Annotated in this window: 11 protein-coding genes and 2 pseudogenes; 9 read left to right on the forward strand and 4 right to left on the reverse strand. The window is 39.8% G+C overall.

The window, feature by feature from the left end:
* The first annotated feature begins 51 nt into the window (after positions 1-51).
* The 9 genes and pseudogenes from P4S65_RS09700 (at position 52) to lpxA (ending at position 9,653) form a co-directional block, all read left to right on the forward strand.
* Positions 52-831: an isoprenyl transferase gene (locus tag P4S65_RS09700; RefSeq protein ID WP_007376814.1), complete on the forward strand. Its 780-nt coding sequence runs from the start codon at positions 52-54 to the stop codon at positions 829-831.
* A gap of 20 nt (positions 832-851) precedes the next feature.
* On the forward strand, positions 852-1,718 hold the full coding sequence (locus P4S65_RS09705) for a phosphatidate cytidylyltransferase (protein ID WP_007376813.1): 867 nt from the start codon (positions 852-854) through the stop codon (positions 1,716-1,718).
* Positions 1,715-2,920 carry a 1-deoxy-D-xylulose-5-phosphate reductoisomerase gene (gene ispC / locus P4S65_RS09710; RefSeq protein WP_337120071.1) on the forward strand — a complete coding sequence of 402 codons (1,206 nt, stop codon included), beginning with the start codon at positions 1,715-1,717 and terminating at the stop codon, positions 2,918-2,920. The genes P4S65_RS09705 and ispC overlap by 4 nt, the downstream gene beginning before the upstream one ends.
* Entirely contained in the window at positions 2,920-4,272 is a 1,353-nt protein-coding gene (gene rseP, locus P4S65_RS09715; RefSeq protein ID WP_337120751.1) for a sigma E protease regulator RseP, read from the forward strand. The genes ispC and rseP overlap by 1 nt, the downstream gene beginning before the upstream one ends.
* A 97-nt stretch (positions 4,273-4,369) precedes the next feature.
* Positions 4,370-6,841 carry an outer membrane protein assembly factor BamA gene (gene bamA / locus P4S65_RS09720; RefSeq protein ID WP_337120072.1) on the forward strand — a complete coding sequence of 824 codons (2,472 nt, stop codon included), beginning with the start codon at positions 4,370-4,372 and terminating at the stop codon, positions 6,839-6,841.
* Positions 6,842-6,852: 11 nt separating this feature from the next.
* Entirely contained in the window at positions 6,853-7,371 is a 519-nt protein-coding gene (locus P4S65_RS09725; protein ID WP_007376809.1) for an OmpH family outer membrane protein, read from the forward strand.
* 7 nt (positions 7,372-7,378) lie between these two features.
* Positions 7,379-8,400, forward strand: a pseudogene (lpxD, locus tag P4S65_RS09730) (UDP-3-O-(3-hydroxymyristoyl)glucosamine N-acyltransferase).
* Positions 8,401-8,427: 27 nt separating this feature from the next.
* On the forward strand, positions 8,428-8,880 hold the full coding sequence (gene fabZ / locus P4S65_RS09735; RefSeq protein WP_007376807.1) for a 3-hydroxyacyl-ACP dehydratase FabZ: 453 nt from the start codon (positions 8,428-8,430) through the stop codon (positions 8,878-8,880).
* 2 nt (positions 8,881-8,882) lie between these two features.
* Entirely contained in the window at positions 8,883-9,653 is a 771-nt protein-coding gene (lpxA, locus tag P4S65_RS09740) for an acyl-ACP--UDP-N-acetylglucosamine O-acyltransferase (protein ID WP_337120073.1), read from the forward strand.
* Between the two features lie 61 nt (positions 9,654-9,714).
* Here lpxA and P4S65_RS09745 read toward each other — a convergent pair whose 3' ends face one another.
* From P4S65_RS09745 to cydX, 4 genes and pseudogenes are all read right to left on the reverse strand, one after another.
* Positions 9,715-11,691: a pectate lyase family protein gene (locus P4S65_RS09745; RefSeq protein WP_337120074.1), complete on the reverse strand. Its 1,977-nt coding sequence runs from the start codon at positions 11,689-11,691 to the stop codon at positions 9,715-9,717.
* Positions 11,692-12,258: 567 nt separating this feature from the next.
* On the reverse strand, positions 12,259-14,004 hold the full coding sequence (gene cydC / locus P4S65_RS09750) for a thiol reductant ABC exporter subunit CydC (protein ID WP_337120075.1): 1,746 nt from the start codon (positions 14,002-14,004) through the stop codon (positions 12,259-12,261).
* Positions 13,997-15,789, reverse strand: a pseudogene (cydD, locus tag P4S65_RS09755) (thiol reductant ABC exporter subunit CydD). The gene cydC and the pseudogene cydD overlap by 8 nt, the downstream one beginning before the upstream one ends.
* Positions 15,779-15,943 carry a cytochrome bd-I oxidase subunit CydX gene (gene cydX, locus P4S65_RS09760; protein ID WP_007376801.1) on the reverse strand — a complete coding sequence of 55 codons (165 nt, stop codon included), beginning with the start codon at positions 15,941-15,943 and terminating at the stop codon, positions 15,779-15,781. The pseudogene cydD and the gene cydX overlap by 11 nt, the downstream one beginning before the upstream one ends.
* Positions 15,944-15,952 lie beyond the last annotated feature (9 nt).

Below are 15,952 nucleotides of genomic sequence, written 5' to 3' on the forward strand. Positions count from 1 at the left end.
AAATTATTAGTTTTGAAACGCCGTCTGGGGTATACTAGGCGGCGTTTTTTTATGGAATATTCAATATTTATGGTTCTAGACGCTGACACAATTTCACAGCAATGTTTACCTAAACATGTTGCCATCATAATGGATGGTAATGGACGTTGGGCGCAAGCTAGAAATAGACCTCGTGTATACGGGCATAAAAAAGGCGTGGATGCCGTTCGTCAGTCTGTTCAGTTTTGCACTAAGTTAGGGATACAATCGTTAACTTTATTTGCTTTTAGCAGTGAAAACTGGCGCCGACCTGAGGATGAAGTGAATACGTTAATGGAGCTTTTTTTGTTTGTTTTAACAAAAGAAGTTAAAAAGCTTCACAAAAACAATGTAAAACTGACCATTATTGGAGACTTATCACGATTCTCGGAGAGCTTGCGTAGTAAAGTATATTCCGCACAAGCGTTGACTGAGAATAACACCGGGCTGCACTTAAATGTTGCAGCTAATTATGGTGGTCGTTGGGATATGGCTAATGCAGCTAAGCAACTTGCGTTGCAAGTAGAAAAAGGCACACTTAACGCCGAAGATATTACCGAAGAGCGTTTAGCGCAGCATATGAGCATGGCAGATCAGGCAGAACCTGATTTACTTATTCGCACTGGTGGCGATGTTCGTATTAGTAACTTTTTATTATGGCAAGCCGCTTACGCAGAACTTTACTTTACCGACACACTTTGGCCTGATTTTAATGAAGCAGCATTTGCTGAGGCCATTGCGTGTTACGTTGCCAGAGAGCGACGTTTTGGTTGTACGGGCGAACAAATAAAACAATTACTCGCTCAAACCTAAATAGAATAAGGGTCACAATTTTGTTAAAACAACGCATTTTAACCTCGCTCGTGCTAGCGCCTTTAGCATTAGCATTGGTTTTTTATACACCGCTTACTTTATTTAGTTATTTTGCAGGTGCAATAGTATTATTAGGTGCATGGGAATGGTCTGCATTTATGGGCCTGTGTGACAAACTCAAAAGAAGTGCTTTTGTGCTTTTAGTTGCGGCTTTACTCGCAGTGCTCAACTTACATTGGCCAATTGAAGCTTTATGGCAAAATGGTAAATTAGTGGGTGATGCAAATTATTTATTTACACTTGCATTTGCTTGGTGGATTGTTGCCAGTTATTTAGTATGGCGTTATCCCGCTATGGCGAAAGCTTGGAATGAAGGCCTTGTGATGCGAGGCATCGCTGGTTTACTAACGCTTGTGCCATTGTGGCTTGCACTTAATACCTTACGCAGTGCGCAGTATGCTGAATCGGCTCATTTTGGTTCTATGCTGATTTTAGTCGTTTTAGGTATTGTGTGGAGCGCTGATGTGGGTGCCTACTTTACCGGGAAAAGTTTTGGTAAGCATAAATTGATGCCTAAAGTGAGCCCAAATAAAACAATTGAAGGGCTCGCCGGTGGTGTCGTTGCTGCTGTTATTTTTGTCTTAATATTTTGTCATTTCACCGATGTTGATTTAGTTGTTTGGCCTGTATACGCCATTATGACCGCTTTGATTGCGTTGTTTTCTGCTGTAGGTGACTTACTCGAAAGCATGTTTAAACGCGAAGCTGGCTTAAAAGACAGTGGTAATTGTTTACCTGGTCACGGTGGGATTTTAGATAGAATTGATAGCTTAACCGCTGCGGCTCCAATGTTTGTTATGTGTTATGCATGGACGCTGAGTTTATGAGCTCAAAGCAACAACTGGTTATTTTAGGTGCAACAGGGTCTATTGGCTTAAGCACATTAGATGTTGTATCGCTAAATAAAGAACTATTTGATGTTTTTGCTTTAACCGCCGGACAAAATGCAAAAAAAATGGCTGCGTTATGCATAGAGCATGAACCTGTATATGCAGTTATGGCTTCGCAAACGGCTGCTGAGCAGTTGTCATCGTATTTAACTAATGCTCAGTGTAAAACTAAAGTAAGGCATGGCGAGCAAGCTATGAGTGACGTGTGTGCTTATCCTAATGTTGATGTTGTTATGTCGGCAATTGTAGGTGCAGCTGGTTTATTGCCAACATTAAGTGCAGTAGAAGCAGGTAAAAAAGTACTGCTTGCCAATAAAGAATCACTTGTGATGTCTGGCCAGTTGTTTATTGACAAAGTTAAACAACATAAAGCAACTTTACTACCAATTGATAGCGAACATAATGCTATTTTTCAATGTCTACCTTCTTCGTTACAAAATGCCAAAGGCGATCAAAATTTACAGCAACATGGCGTAAGTAAAATTTTGCTTACCGGTTCTGGTGGCCCATTTTTAACCCGTGATATAAATACGTTAAAAGATGTCACTGTTAGCGAAGCAGTCGCTCACCCTAATTGGTCTATGGGTCAAAAAATATCAGTAGATTCGGCCACTATGATGAACAAAGGCTTGGAGTTTATTGAAGCCAAGTGGTTATTCAATTGTGACACCAGTGATATTGATGTAGTTATTCATCCGCAAAGCATTATTCATTCAATGGTGCAGTACCACGACGGTTCTATTTTAGCGCAAATGGGTAACCCTGATATGCGCACTCCTATTGCCCATGCACTTGCATATCCTGAGCGAATTAATGCGGGTGTAAAGCCTCTCAATTTCTCTGATATTACAGACTTTTCATTTACCAAGCCTGATTACGCCCGTTATCCTAATTTACAACTTGCGGTTGATGCATGTAGTGCAGGGCAAGGTGCTACAACGACAGTAAATGCAGCGAATGAAATAACAGTAAACGCGTTCTTAAATGGTAAAATTGGTTTTACCGATATATACAAAATAAATGCACAAACACTTGAAGCTGCAACGTACACCAATGTGCAAAGCTTAGATGAAATTTTAGAGTGCGATAAATTAGCGCGGATTAGCGCTTTGCAATTTATAACAAAAGTGGCGCATTAATATGTTTGATTTTTTGGAACCTAGGCTCATTTATTTTAGCGCTTGGTATTTTAGTGGCCATACATGAGTACGGCCATTTTTGGGTTGCGCGCAAAATGGGCGTTAAAGTGCTGCGTTTTTCAATTGGTTTTGGTAAACCACTTATAAAATGGCACGATAAATATAATACTGAATACGTAATTGCAGCAATACCACTAGGCGGTTATGTAAAAATGCTTGATGAGCGCGTTGATGAAGTACCACAAAACCAACGTCACTTATCGTTTAATGCTAAATCGGTTCAAGCGCGTATTGCTATTGTTGCAGCGGGTCCTATGGCAAACTTTTTGTTTGCTATTTTTGCACTTGCTGCCATGTATATGGTGGGTGTGCAATCGGTTAAGCCAGTTGTTGGCAGCGTTACTGAAGGGAGTCGAGCGGAGCAGGCGGGCATAATGCCAAGCCAGCATATTATTAAAATTGGCGATGACGATATAACAACGTGGCAAGATGCTACATTTGCACTAATGTCGAGCTTAGGTGAGGAAAGCGTTGAGGTTACGGTTCGTGATAAAAATCTACAACCACGTATTAAAACGCTTAATTTAGATGGTTGGAAACTTGATCAGCAAGATGTTCCGCCACTGAGTTCGTTAGGTATTGTTCCATTTAGACCTCAGGCAACACTGACTATTGCCGCTGTGACTGAAAATTCAGCAGCAAAACAAGCAGATTTGAAGGTTAATGACACTATTTTGGCTGTAAATGGCGAAACAATAAGCAGTTGGCAGCAATTAGTTAATCTTATTACGCAATCGGCTAACAAATCTTTACAATTTAGTGTAAAAAGACAAGATAGTATAAAAAGCATTACAGTAACCCCGCAAAGCCGCCTTGATAATAGCGGTATTGAACAGGGCTTTTTGGGCGTAGCACCGGTTGTTCAACAATGGCCAGAAGGGTATGTAGAGACTAGACAATACGGCCCTCTTGACAGCATTGTCCGAGGAACAAAAGAAACATGGCGCTTGATTACTCTTAGCTTTGACATGATAGGTAATTTAATTACAGGCCAAGTTTCTGTTAAAAATTTAAGTGGTCCCGTGGGCATTGCAGTCGGTGCTGGAACTAGCGTAAGCTATGGCTTAGTTGCATTTTTAAGCTTCTTAGCCTTGATTAGCGTTAACTTGGGTGTATTTAATTTATTACCCTTGCCAGTGCTTGATGGTGGACACTTAATGTATTACATAATTGAACTTTTTCGTAAAAAGCCAGTCTCTGAAAAGACACAAGAGTTTGGTTTTAAAGTGGGAGCCTTGCTACTCATTTTTCTAACATGTTTCGCTTTGTTCAATGATGTATCACGTTTGTAGCTACAGCGTGACAATTACTAATTAGAACACGATTGTAAAGCATCATTAATTTTAGGTGCTAAGCGGTAATACAGTTGTATAGGATAAAGATAATAAAATGGCTATAAAAAAACATTTGGCAGTTTCAAGTTTATTGGGTGCAAGCTTTGCAGCACTGGGCCAAACTTCCTTTATTGTTGAAGATCTTAAAGTTGAAGGCTTACAGCGCGTAGCACTGGGTGCTGCATTAACGCATATTCCTATCAATGTGGGCGATAATGTTGACGACTATACGATTTCAAAAACAATAAAGTCACTTTACCGCTCTGGTCACTTTGACAACATAAAAGCACTTCGTGATGGCAATAATGTTATTTTTAAAGTAACAGAACGTCCTACGATTAGCTTTATTGAGTTTGAAGGCAATAAAGATATAAAAGACGAGCAACTTAATGAGTCGCTTGAACAACAAGATATTCGCCAAGGTGAACCGCTTGATAAAACTGTTATCGATAATATCGAAAAAGGGTTAGTTGAGTTCTTCCACAGTATTGGTAAATACAACGCTAAAGTTGATATTAGTGTAACTAAATTACCACGTAACCGCGTTAAGCTTAAATTAGAGTTTGATGAAGGTGATGCCGCCTCCATCCGCCAAATAAACTTGGTTGGTAACGAACTTTTTTCTAATGAAGACTTATTAAAGCTTGTCGAGTCACAACAAGATTTACCGTGGTGGCAATTTATGGGCAGCGACCGTTACCAAAAGCAAACGGTTGAAGGTGATTTAGAAAAAATTCGCAGCTTTTATTTAGACCGTGGTTACTTACGATTTAATATCGATTCAACACAAGTGTCAGTAAGTCCAGAACGTGAGTCAGTATATGTTACAGCCAACTTAACTGAAGGCGTAAAATACAAAGTTAAGGGTTTTGATTTTATTGGTGACTTACTTGGCCGCGAAGACTTAATTAAAAGTGTTATTCCACTTCGTGCAGGCGAGTTATATAACGGTTCAGTAGTAACGTCTTCTGAAGAGTTTATTAAAAGTTACTTAGCACGTTTTGGCTACGCAAATGCTGAAGTACGTACTATTCCAGAGATTGACGACGAAAAGCAAGAAGTGCAATTAACGTTGTCGGTTAATCCGGGTAAACGTGTTTATGTGCGTCGTATTATTGTTGGTGGTAACCAAAATACGGCTGATGAAGTACTTCGCCGTGAAATGACACAACTTGAAGGCGCTTGGTTATCTAATCAAAACCTAGAGCGTTCAAAACTACAAATTCAACGTTTGGCCTACATGGAAAAAGTTGATTTTAATGTAGTGCCAGTCCCTGGTGTGGATGATCAAGTAGATGTTGATTTTACAGTAAAAGAGCAATCAGCCGGTAGCTTTAATGCCGGTTTGGCATATGGTTCTTACCAAGGCTTACAATTTAATATTGGTGTGACAGAATCTAACTTTTTAGGTACTGGTAACCAAATTGGATTCAATATTAATACCTCTAAGGGTTCTGAACGTGTAAGTTTATCGTACACTGACCCTTACTTTACGCCTGATGGTGTATCACAAGGTAGTAGTATTTTTTACAGTAACTATGATGCGAGTGCCTTTAGCCTTGTTGACTACAAATCGAAAAGTTACGGTATCGGTACAAATATAGGTTTCCCAATTGATGCGATTAATCGTATTAACTTTGGTGTGCGCTGGATTAAAGAAGAGCTATCGGATATTGCTGAGTATGAGCAAACACGAGTATTGCGTGAAACATTCTTAGATCCGGAAAACCCAGATGCTGGTTTCGATTTTAATAAATATGAGCTAAGTGTAGGTTGGTCGCGCGTTACTGTTAACCGTGGTTTATTTCCAACAGCGGGCTCACGTCAAACACTTAACCTAACTGCGACAACGCCAAATTCTGATCTTCAGTACTTTAAACTGAATTACGATTCACGTTTTTATTGGCCTATATCAAATGACCACCGTTGGGTATTTTCAACGCGTGCAGCGCTTGGTTATGGTAACGGTTACGGTTCAACAAATGGTTATGATCAAACATTACCATTTCAAGAATACTTTCGTATAACTGAAATGGAACTTCGTGGCTTTGACCGTAATACAATATTACCACGTGCTGTATCGCGTATACCGCAGTCTATTCCGGGTACACCGGGCACAGACGGTGCTACAACAGGCACTATAGGCGGTGCGTCTGAGTTTGATGTATTAATACCTCAAGGTCGAATTGGTGGTAATGCTAAAGCGGTAGCTGGAATGGAACTAATTGTTCCTACGCCATTCTTAGATGAAGAAAATACCAGTTCTGTCCGTACGAGTTTCTTTGTTGATGCGGCAAACGTTTGGGATACTGAATTTAATGTAGATCGCTTTCAAAACTTAGGTGTTGATGAGCGTGCCAAATTAGACGATTATTCAGATCCGCTGCGTTTTAGGATTTCAACCGGTTTATCATTACAGTGGATCTCTCCAATGGGTCCTATGCTGATAAGTTTTGCGTATCCATTGCAAAAAGAAGAAGATGACGATACGAAAACCATCAGTTTTAATATTAGTAACACTTTTTAAAGGAGCTTTTTATGAAAAAATTATTTAAATCAACAGCAGTAGCTGTTTTAGCAACACTTATTATGGGAACTTCTGCGAGTGCACTTGCACATAAAGTCGGTATCGTAGATATGCAGGAAATTTATAAACAAATTCCTCAAATGGCAAAAATCGAACAGTCTTTACAAACAGAGTTTGCTGAGCGCCGTCAAGAACTTGAAAAGTTACAAGGTGATATTCGCTTTGAGGCTGAAAAGTTTAAGCGTGAAAGCACAACGATGAGCCAAGTTCAAAAAGATGCACTACGTGACAAAATTCAAGGTATGCAAAAAAACCTTGCGGAACAAGGTCGTCCTTTAGAGCAAGAAATTAAAGCACGCCAAAACCAAGAACTTGCTAAAGTTCAGGGTGTTATTATTAAAACAATTGAAGAAATTGCTAAAGATGGCGACTTTGATGAAGTTAAAGTAAAAGACACGACAATTTACTTTAACCCTAAAGAAGTTACCGATCTTTCATCTAAAGTTGTAGCCGCTGTTAGTAAGAAATAATCACTCCATGCAAAATTATACGCTTTCGCAAATTGCGGAACTTCTAGGCGCCGAACTTCAGGGTGATGGCGCTTTAGAAATAAAAAAATAGCGACACTTGCAAATGCCCATTCTGGGCATATTGCATTTTTAGCGAACTCAAAATATCGATCGCAACTTGAGACTACTCAAGCTAGTGCTGTAATAGTAAGCCAAGCCGATGCACAGTACTTTAATGGCAGTAAAATTATTGTTGCTAATCCGTATGTAAGTTACGCTAAATTAGCGCAATTTATGGATACTACGCCACGCTCAGCCTCGACGGGTATTCATCCAAGTGCCACTGTCCATTCAACAGCGATTGTTAGTGACAGCGCGGCTATTGGTGCTAACGCAGTCATTGAAGCTGATGCAGTGATAGGTGACAACGCGCAAATTGGTCCGAACAGTTTTATCGGGGAACGTGTTAAAATTGGTTCTGGCACTAAGCTTTGGCCTAGTGTGACTATTTATCACGATGTCGAAATTGGTACAGATTGTTTGTTTCAAGCAAATAGTGTTATAGGTAGCGATGGGTTTGGTTATGCGAACGAACGCGGGCAGTGGGTTAAAATACCCCAGCTAGGTTCTGTGATCATAGGTGACAAAGTTGAAGTGGGTGCTAGCACAACAATTGATCGTGGCGCACTGGACAACACCATCATCCATAGCAATGTTATTATCGATAATCAATGTCAAATAGCGCACAACGTTGAAGTTAATTCAGGCACCGCAATTGCGGGCTGCACTGTACTTGCTGGAAGCGTTACCATTGGCAAAAACTGTCAAATTGGTGGCATGGTTGCAATTAATGGTCACATGTCTGTATGTGATGGTGTTATAATTACCGGCATGAGTATGGTGACAAAATCAATCACCGAACCAGGTATTTACTCATCTGGTATGCCCCATACAACAAACAAAGAATGGCGTAAATCAATAGCTCACTTGCGTAACCTTTCAGATATGAAATCTCGTCTTAAAGCGCTTGAAGCATTGGCTAAGTCATAAACGTTGAACACTAATAAGGATGCTATTTTGGCAAACGAATTAAATAGCCTTGATATTCAAGAAATTTTAGCTTTATTACCGCACCGTTATCCGATGCTATTAATAGATCGTGTTATTGACTTTACTCCTGGTAAATCTTTACATGCTATTAAAAATGTTTCTATAAACGAACCTATTTTTACTGGGCACTTTCCAAATCAGCCTATTTTTCCAGGTGTGTTAATTTTAGAAGCAATGGCTCAGGCAACGGGCTTACTTGGTTTTAAAACGGTTGAAAATCGTAGCGAAAACGAGCTTTACTTGTTTGCAGCAGTCGATAATGCGCGTTTTAAGCAACCGGTAATTCCTGGTGATACAATGCATCTTCATGTTGAGTTCTTAAAGGAACGTCGCAACATTTGGAAATTTTCGGCAGAAGCAAGAGTCGACGGCAAAATAGTATGTAGTGCCGAAATTATGTGTGCTAGAAGAGAGTTTTAATAGTGATCCATTCTACAGCAATAATCGAACCTGGCGCTAAACTAGGCAACAATGTCTCAGTTGGTCCGTATAGTTATATTGGCAATGATGTTGTTATCGGTGATAACTGTATTATTGAGTCTCACGTTGTTGTTAAAGGGCCATCAACTATTGGCGCTGGCAATCATATTTTTCAATTTGCGTCTGTAGGCGAAGCCTGCCAAGACAAAAAATACAACAACGAGCCAACCACATTAATCATGGGGGATAACAACGTTATCCGTGAATGTGCCACTATTCACCGTGGTACGATTCAAGACCAAGGCGTTACTAAAATTGGTAGTAATAATTTGTTTATGGCTTATACACACGTTGCACATGACGCGGTAATTGGCGATAACGTAATTTTTGCCAATAACGCAAGTGTGGCCGGGCATGTTCATGTAGGCGATTGGGTTATCTTAGGTGGTAATTCGGGAGTTCATCAGTTTTGTAAAATCGGCTCACATGCCTTTATTGGCATGTATTCTGGTGTTAACAAAGATGTACCACCATTTGTTACTACCATTGGTATGCCAGCAGGCCCTGCAGCTATCAATAAAGAAGGCATGAAACGCCGTGGTTTTGAAAGTGACGAAATTATGGCTGTACGCCGTGCATATAAAGCATTTTATCGTAAGAGCCTAGGTGCTGAAGAAGCTATTGAGTCGCTTAGTGAAGATGCTGCAAAGTATCCTGCAGTGCAGTTGATGATCGACTTTGTTAAAGGTTCTGAGCGCGGTATTGTAAGATAACGGCTTCTTAATAAAAAAACCACCTTAGAGAAATCGAAGGTGGTTTTTTATTATTTAAAGTTTACTGTCGCGTTAGTTCAAACATTTGATTTTCAGATCCAGCGCTGCAAGTCCATTGCAATAGATTTGCCCCGTCATTTGCTTTATTTCCCTCAACATCAAAACAAAGTTCACTATTACGATTTATTATCCGCCATTTTCCTGTACCAGCGGCTTGGAATCTAAATTGTTGATTATAACTACCGGTATATGTGTACAGAGCAATGTTTGCACCATTAACCGTTGAGTTAGCGGCTACATCAAGGCCCTTCGATGGAGCATTAACTGGTGAAATTCTATGCCAAATACCATCGACCGTTGATATATTGAATTTTTGACAATCGTTATTTAACCATGACCATTGCGATATGTTAGCACCATTGCTATTTGCACAATTAGCTACATCAAGTGATTTAGCACTGTGCTTAGGTGTAACCCTGTATACGCCATTAACTAGGGTATTAGTGACTGAACTACCTGAGTCGTTATAGCCATTGTAAACCTCAAATTCAGCAACTCTCGGTGTTGAGTTTGAAGAGTTAATAACAAAACTGACTTTTGACAAATTTACACTCGAAAAGGTGATTACATTAGGTACAGCCCCGCCATTAGCGAGCGTTGTGCCTGTATCGTAATTAACCAGCGACCATGAAGTAATATTTCCTTGAGCACCTGACGCTTCAATAATCTTTACTGCATTAATTGTCGTATTTAAGTTTTTAATATTTATTGTGCCAGTAGAGGAATTTGGCGACCAGTAAGTGGATGTATCTCCATCTTTAACATTACCATAACTTGTACCGCTGGCTTTAGAGCTGCCATCTACACCTGCAGTCAAAGCAAGATTTTCCCCTGAAGGAGTCGGCTCAGGTGGATTTGTTGGATCAGTCGGCTCAGTTGGATCTGTGGGCTCAGTCGTACCACATTCACCATTGGACTCTTTTAAGCCCTTATTTGCACCTGCGGTTGCTGCAATAATTGCAGGAACACACTGAGTATTATCCAGTTGATAGTTATAAGGTATGCTAATAGAAGTAGTTGATGAAGGATTTGGGCCTGCTGGGTGAAGCTTACTTTTATCTTCAGACCAATCAATATTGTCCCAGATATTACCGCTTACTTGCCAATATCCCATATCGTTAGTGTAAAAAGTACCTAGTGGATCTTTAGAGTCTTGAAAGTAGTTATTTTCTGCACGTATTTTACCACCTATGCGTGGATTCATCCCAGATGACTGTATGCCACTATAGTAGTTATTATAAGCATGGGCTGTTGCATGTCTGAGTAAGGGTGTTCGTGAATTTATATTTTGATAGTAGTTATGATGGAATGTTACAGGGCCATTAGCATCATCGCTGTCGCTCGAGCCAACCAAACCACCTCGACCTGAATTACGCAAAATGCTATAAGATAAAGTTACGTATTTTGTATTATTTTTCATATCAAAAAGTGCATCATAGCCACTGCTTTCACCACCACTTGCTTCAAGTGTTACATGGTCAACCCATACATTTCGAACATTAGATTCCATACCAATTGCATCACCTCCGTTTGAGATTGGTGAGCCTGATTTTTTTACATTTCGTACATGAACATTTTGAATAATAATGTTTGACGAAGAACGAATATGGATACCGAGTTGGTCAAATAAAGCACCACTGCCAACACCAATAATAGAAACGTTACTAATTTCTTTTAGTTCAATTAAGTCAGGGCCAGTGTTACAGCTATCACCAGATACCTTGCTTGTATTACCATGATTAATTGTGCCTTCAACTTGAATGATAATTGGTGTATCACTCGATGCACGATTACATAAAGCTTGGTGTATTTGGGTTCCTGTTGTTGCATATACTATATCACCACCGGCACCACCTGTTGTATTACCGTTTGTTGAAGCATATCCAGATGCATTTGCAGCTAGGGCACTGCCGCCATAAATTGCGGCTAATATTGCTGTTGTGTGTAAAGAGTATTTTAAAATATTAGTTTTTTTCATTTTAACTCCAATTAAAATGGTTTTCAGTGTAAAAACTTTTGTATTTAAGACTGCAGTGATCATTAACAAGTTTTATTCTTGAACTACAAATGCCACCGGTGGCATATTCACTTTAAATAATAATAATAACAATAAGTAAAAAGGATTAGATGGAGCGATCTTTTTTGTAATAATTAATTTACAATAAAATAACATATAAATATCATGCATTTAAAAAAGTGTGTATATTTGTAATCACAGCCTTTTTTTGTAATCGACTAAGAAATACTTCATTTTGGGCCTGTTTATCTTTCGAGGCTGAACTTGCAGCAGTAAGCTTGGTGTTTAGACAAGGCAGGGCCTATGTAGTGTGGTTATTCTCCATAAATAGGCGATAACGTAGAATAAATGCCAAACATGCGCTGCCCGTACGGTTTTGCTCAGGGGCAATTTAATTTGTTAAATTGCTCAAAAATTTATGCAGGTTGGTTTAAGCGGTACTGTTCAACTGAAAAACTAAAAATGGAATTGTTACTTAACCTGAACCCTGGTTAAAGGATTTATTATCCAGAGTTCAGGTGACTTTAACTAAAACCGAGTAGTGAGCGCCACATAGTTGGGATAAGTGCCACTGAGCTCTTTATGAGAGCCTTGCGCAACTACTTTGCCGTCTTCTAACCACACAACATTATCCATTTGAGCAAGTAGAGCGGGATCGTGCGTAATTGTCAGCACGCTTGCGTTATCCATAACATGCATTATTGCTTGCATTACTCCTTGCTTAGAATGATTATCAAGACCTTCTGTTGGTTCATCAAGAACCAAAATAGCAGGGTTTTTAAGTAATGCTTGGGCAATAGCTATACGCCTAGATTGACCTTGCGACACGTTACGCCCGCCAGTGCCTAATCGTGTTTTTAAACCTTCTTTTAGCTCATTAAACCATGGGCTCAATTGAGCTAATGCGAGCGCTTCAATCATTTGCTCTTTAGTTGCATTTGGCGCGGCATAACGTAAGTTTTCACTTAATGTGCCATCAAAAATATGGTGCTGCTGGGCGAGTATATTTATAACATTTGCGCGTATATCATTATTTAACGAATGTAAGTCAACAACGCTATTTTGATTTTTTAGCGTTATGCTGCCTTGCTGCAAAGGCCATAAACCAGTTAGTAAATTTACAAGCGTCGTTTTACCGCTGCCGCTTCTACCTACAATCGCTACTTTTTGCTGGGGCTTTAGTTCAAAATTGACATTCGTTAGTGCCGTCTGCTCACCATACTGGTAGCTAATATTGTTAAGTACTAACGTGTGGTTTTGCGCATTAAAGTTTTCATCAACGTCTATATGTGTGCTTTCAATTTGCGAACTAGCAGCCTTATCTTCAAGTGTAAACAATCGCTCTGCTGCTTTTAAAACACTCGGAAGCTCTATAAACGCATTGGGTAGTAGCAATACACTTTCAAAGCTTGCCAGTACAAATAAACTCAACATAGCAAGCTCTACATTTACCATACTGTTTGCGTAAACTAGTGGGACAATGGTTACTATGCTAGCAAGCATGGCTAATTGAACAACCAACAAGCTTAACCCATCAGAGTTTGCCAGTGCTTTGTGGCGAATAAATAATTGCTGATTGTACTGCTCGCTTAATTCGTCGCACTTATTAAGCTGCTGCGAACGGGCTTGATAAATACTAAGCTCTCTAAGGCCTGTGAGTGTATCTGAAAGCTCAGAGCGAAGTTGTGCACTAAGTTGTGTTTCTTTATAGCTGTTTTTAGTGAGCTTTGCGCTGAGTAGGGCAGGTATAACTACACCAATAAGTATAATGCCAGTAAAGCAAATAAGGGCGACGTTGCCATTATAGGCCGACATAAACAGCATGATGATTGGCACACTTAAAAGAGCGACCAGCATAGGCAGTAAAACGTTTAAATAAAATTTGTCGAGTGCGTCTACATCGTTTTGTAATCGGTTAACTAAATCAGCACTGCGGCTCATTGCTAAATCAACATTGTTAAGCTTGCTTAACGTTGCAAATACATTGGTACGTATTTCACTTAGTAATAAAAACGTGGCGTTATGAGTAACTAGGCGTTCGCCATAGCGCGATGCTGTTCGCACAATAGCTAAAAAACGAATCGTGCCGGCAGGAGTAAAATAATTCATTTGTACGCCCGCAATACCAGCAGCGGCCATTGATGCTAAAAACCAGCCAGATATAGCCAACAGGCCCACATTAGCTAATACCGTAATCGTTGCTAAAAATGTACCCAATAGCATAGCTTTGTAATGAGGAGCACAAAGCTTTAATAAGCGAATAAAATTACGCATGCGCCACCCCTTGTTCAGCCGTTTTTAGTAAGTCAGCAAATGCACCATTTTGCGCTGCAAGTGTTTCAAAGTGACCTTGCTCAGCTATTTTCCCATCGTGCATCACAATGATATTGCTGGCATGTTTAACCGTATTTAATCTATGGGCAATAACTAACACTAAGTTGTTTTTAGCATATTCATTAATAGCATCTTGAATAAGCAGCTCTGTTTGGCTATCAAGGTGCGCTGTGGGCTCATCAAGCACTAAGACTGGTGCTTGTTTTATGAATGCACGAGCCAGTGCAATACGTTGCTTTTGACCGCCAGAAAGCCCTTCGCCTTGCTCTCCTATCAGCGTGTTAAAACCATCGGGTAGGGTATTTATAAATTCAAGCACACCAGCTTGTTTTGCCGCGTGTTCAAGCTCTTGCTGTGTGGCAGTGGGTTTGGCCAATTTAATGTTGGCAGCAATGGTGTCGTAAAATAGCGTCGCTTTTTGTGGTATCCATGCAATATTATTTTGCAAGTAAGTAATATCGGTTGTACTTAAACTCTGCCCATTAATAGATAGGTTGTTAATCACTTCAGGGTGAAACCCTAATAGACAATCAAACAACGTACTTTTACCTGAGCCACTACTGCCCACAACTGCAATTAAGCCTTTATTTGGCAGTGTTAAATTTATATTTTTAATGCCTTCGTTACTATCTGGGTATATAAAATTAAGGTCGGTAATACTTATTGAGTTAATTGTATTTAAAGTTAAATTATTTTCAGGCGTGCTTGTAGCCACTAACGCATTTTCGTCACTTGGCAATGGCGCATTTAAAATCGCAACCATATCGGCCGCCGCACTAATACCTTGTAAACGTGCATGGTAATGGCTACCTAGCTGGCGCAGTGGTAAATAAAATTCAGGCGCTAAAAGTAGCACCACAAAGCCAGTAGCAAAATCAAGAGTGCCAAAAAATAGTCTAAAACCAATAATTACGGCAACGAGTGCCACGCTAATAGTGGCTAAAAACTCAAGTGCAAATGATGATAAAAACGCGATTTTTAAAACATCGAGTGTCGCGTGTCTAAAGTCGTCTGAAATTTTAGCTATTTGTTTAAGCTCGGTACGTGTTGCATTAAATAGCTTGAGTTGAGTTAAACCTTGTACGCGGTCAAAAAAGTAATTGCCTAGTACAGCAAGTTGCTTCCAGCGTTTTTGGTTTAAAGCCTCGGCTTTTGAGCCTACTAAAATCATAAAAAAGGAATAAGCGGGGCGGTTAATAAAAATATCAGCCCTGCTTTATAATCTGTCGGAAAAATAACAACCAATATTGCCAGCGGAATAAGTGCACTGTAAGCAACACCTGGCAAGTATTTAGCATAATAGTCGTGAAGTGCTTCTACGCCATTATGCAGGGTGTTTAATGTAGCGCCTTGGCCGTGTTGTTCTATATAACTAGGCCCAAGTAAGCTGAGCTTATGGAGAAGTGTTTGGCGCATAGCCGATTTTATTTTAAGCGCAGCAAATGCACTTAAGCGCTCACTTAACGCTAAAAACACCGCGCGCAATAAAATAATGCCTGCTAAGGGCCATAATAAATGAGTGACTTGGGCTAAGTTATTACCTTCAAACATTACATTATGAATAGCTTGAGCCAGTAAATAAGCACCTGCAATCATTAGTAATGCGTTAAAAGTACCCAATGCAATGCTTAACTTTAACCACACTGCAGCGGGTTTACTTTGACGCTTTAAAAAAGCGCGCAGTGATTGCTGCTGCGCGCGATCTGGTCGGGGGTTAGTCGTCATCTTTGGTCGAGTTATTTTCATTTAATAAATCATGCATAACTTGCTCATCATCAGCAATACTGTTTTTATTTTGATGAAACTCATACCACATTACATTAATTACACCTAAGGTACAGGCCAAAAGTACACCTAAAATCCAAGCGAAATACCACATAGTTTAGTC

The sequence above is a fragment of the Pseudoalteromonas sp. B131b genome, from assembly GCF_037162545.1.
GTDB classification, from domain to species: Bacteria; Pseudomonadota; Gammaproteobacteria; order Enterobacterales; family Alteromonadaceae; genus Pseudoalteromonas; species Pseudoalteromonas fuliginea.

Excerpts from the sequence above, each read along its gene's own strand:
- P4S65_RS09700 (WP_007376814.1), top strand. The coding sequence starts at position 52 with ATGGAATATTCAATATTTATGGTTCTAGACGCTGACACAATTTCACAG.
- ispC (WP_337120071.1), top strand. The coding sequence starts at position 1,715 with ATGAGCTCAAAGCAACAACTGGTTATTTTAGGTGCAACAGGGTCTATT.
- bamA (WP_337120072.1), top strand. The coding sequence starts at position 4,370 with ATGGCTATAAAAAAACATTTGGCAGTTTCAAGTTTATTGGGTGCAAGC.
- P4S65_RS09725 (WP_007376809.1), top strand. The coding sequence starts at position 6,853 with ATGAAAAAATTATTTAAATCAACAGCAGTAGCTGTTTTAGCAACACTT.
- P4S65_RS09745 (WP_337120074.1), bottom strand. The coding sequence starts at position 11,691 with ATGAAAAAAACTAATATTTTAAAATACTCTTTACACACAACAGCAATA.
- cydC (WP_337120075.1), bottom strand. The coding sequence starts at position 14,004 with ATGCGTAATTTTATTCGCTTATTAAAGCTTTGTGCTCCTCATTACAAA.
- cydX (WP_007376801.1), bottom strand. The coding sequence starts at position 15,943 with ATGTGGTATTTCGCTTGGATTTTAGGTGTACTTTTGGCCTGTACCTTA.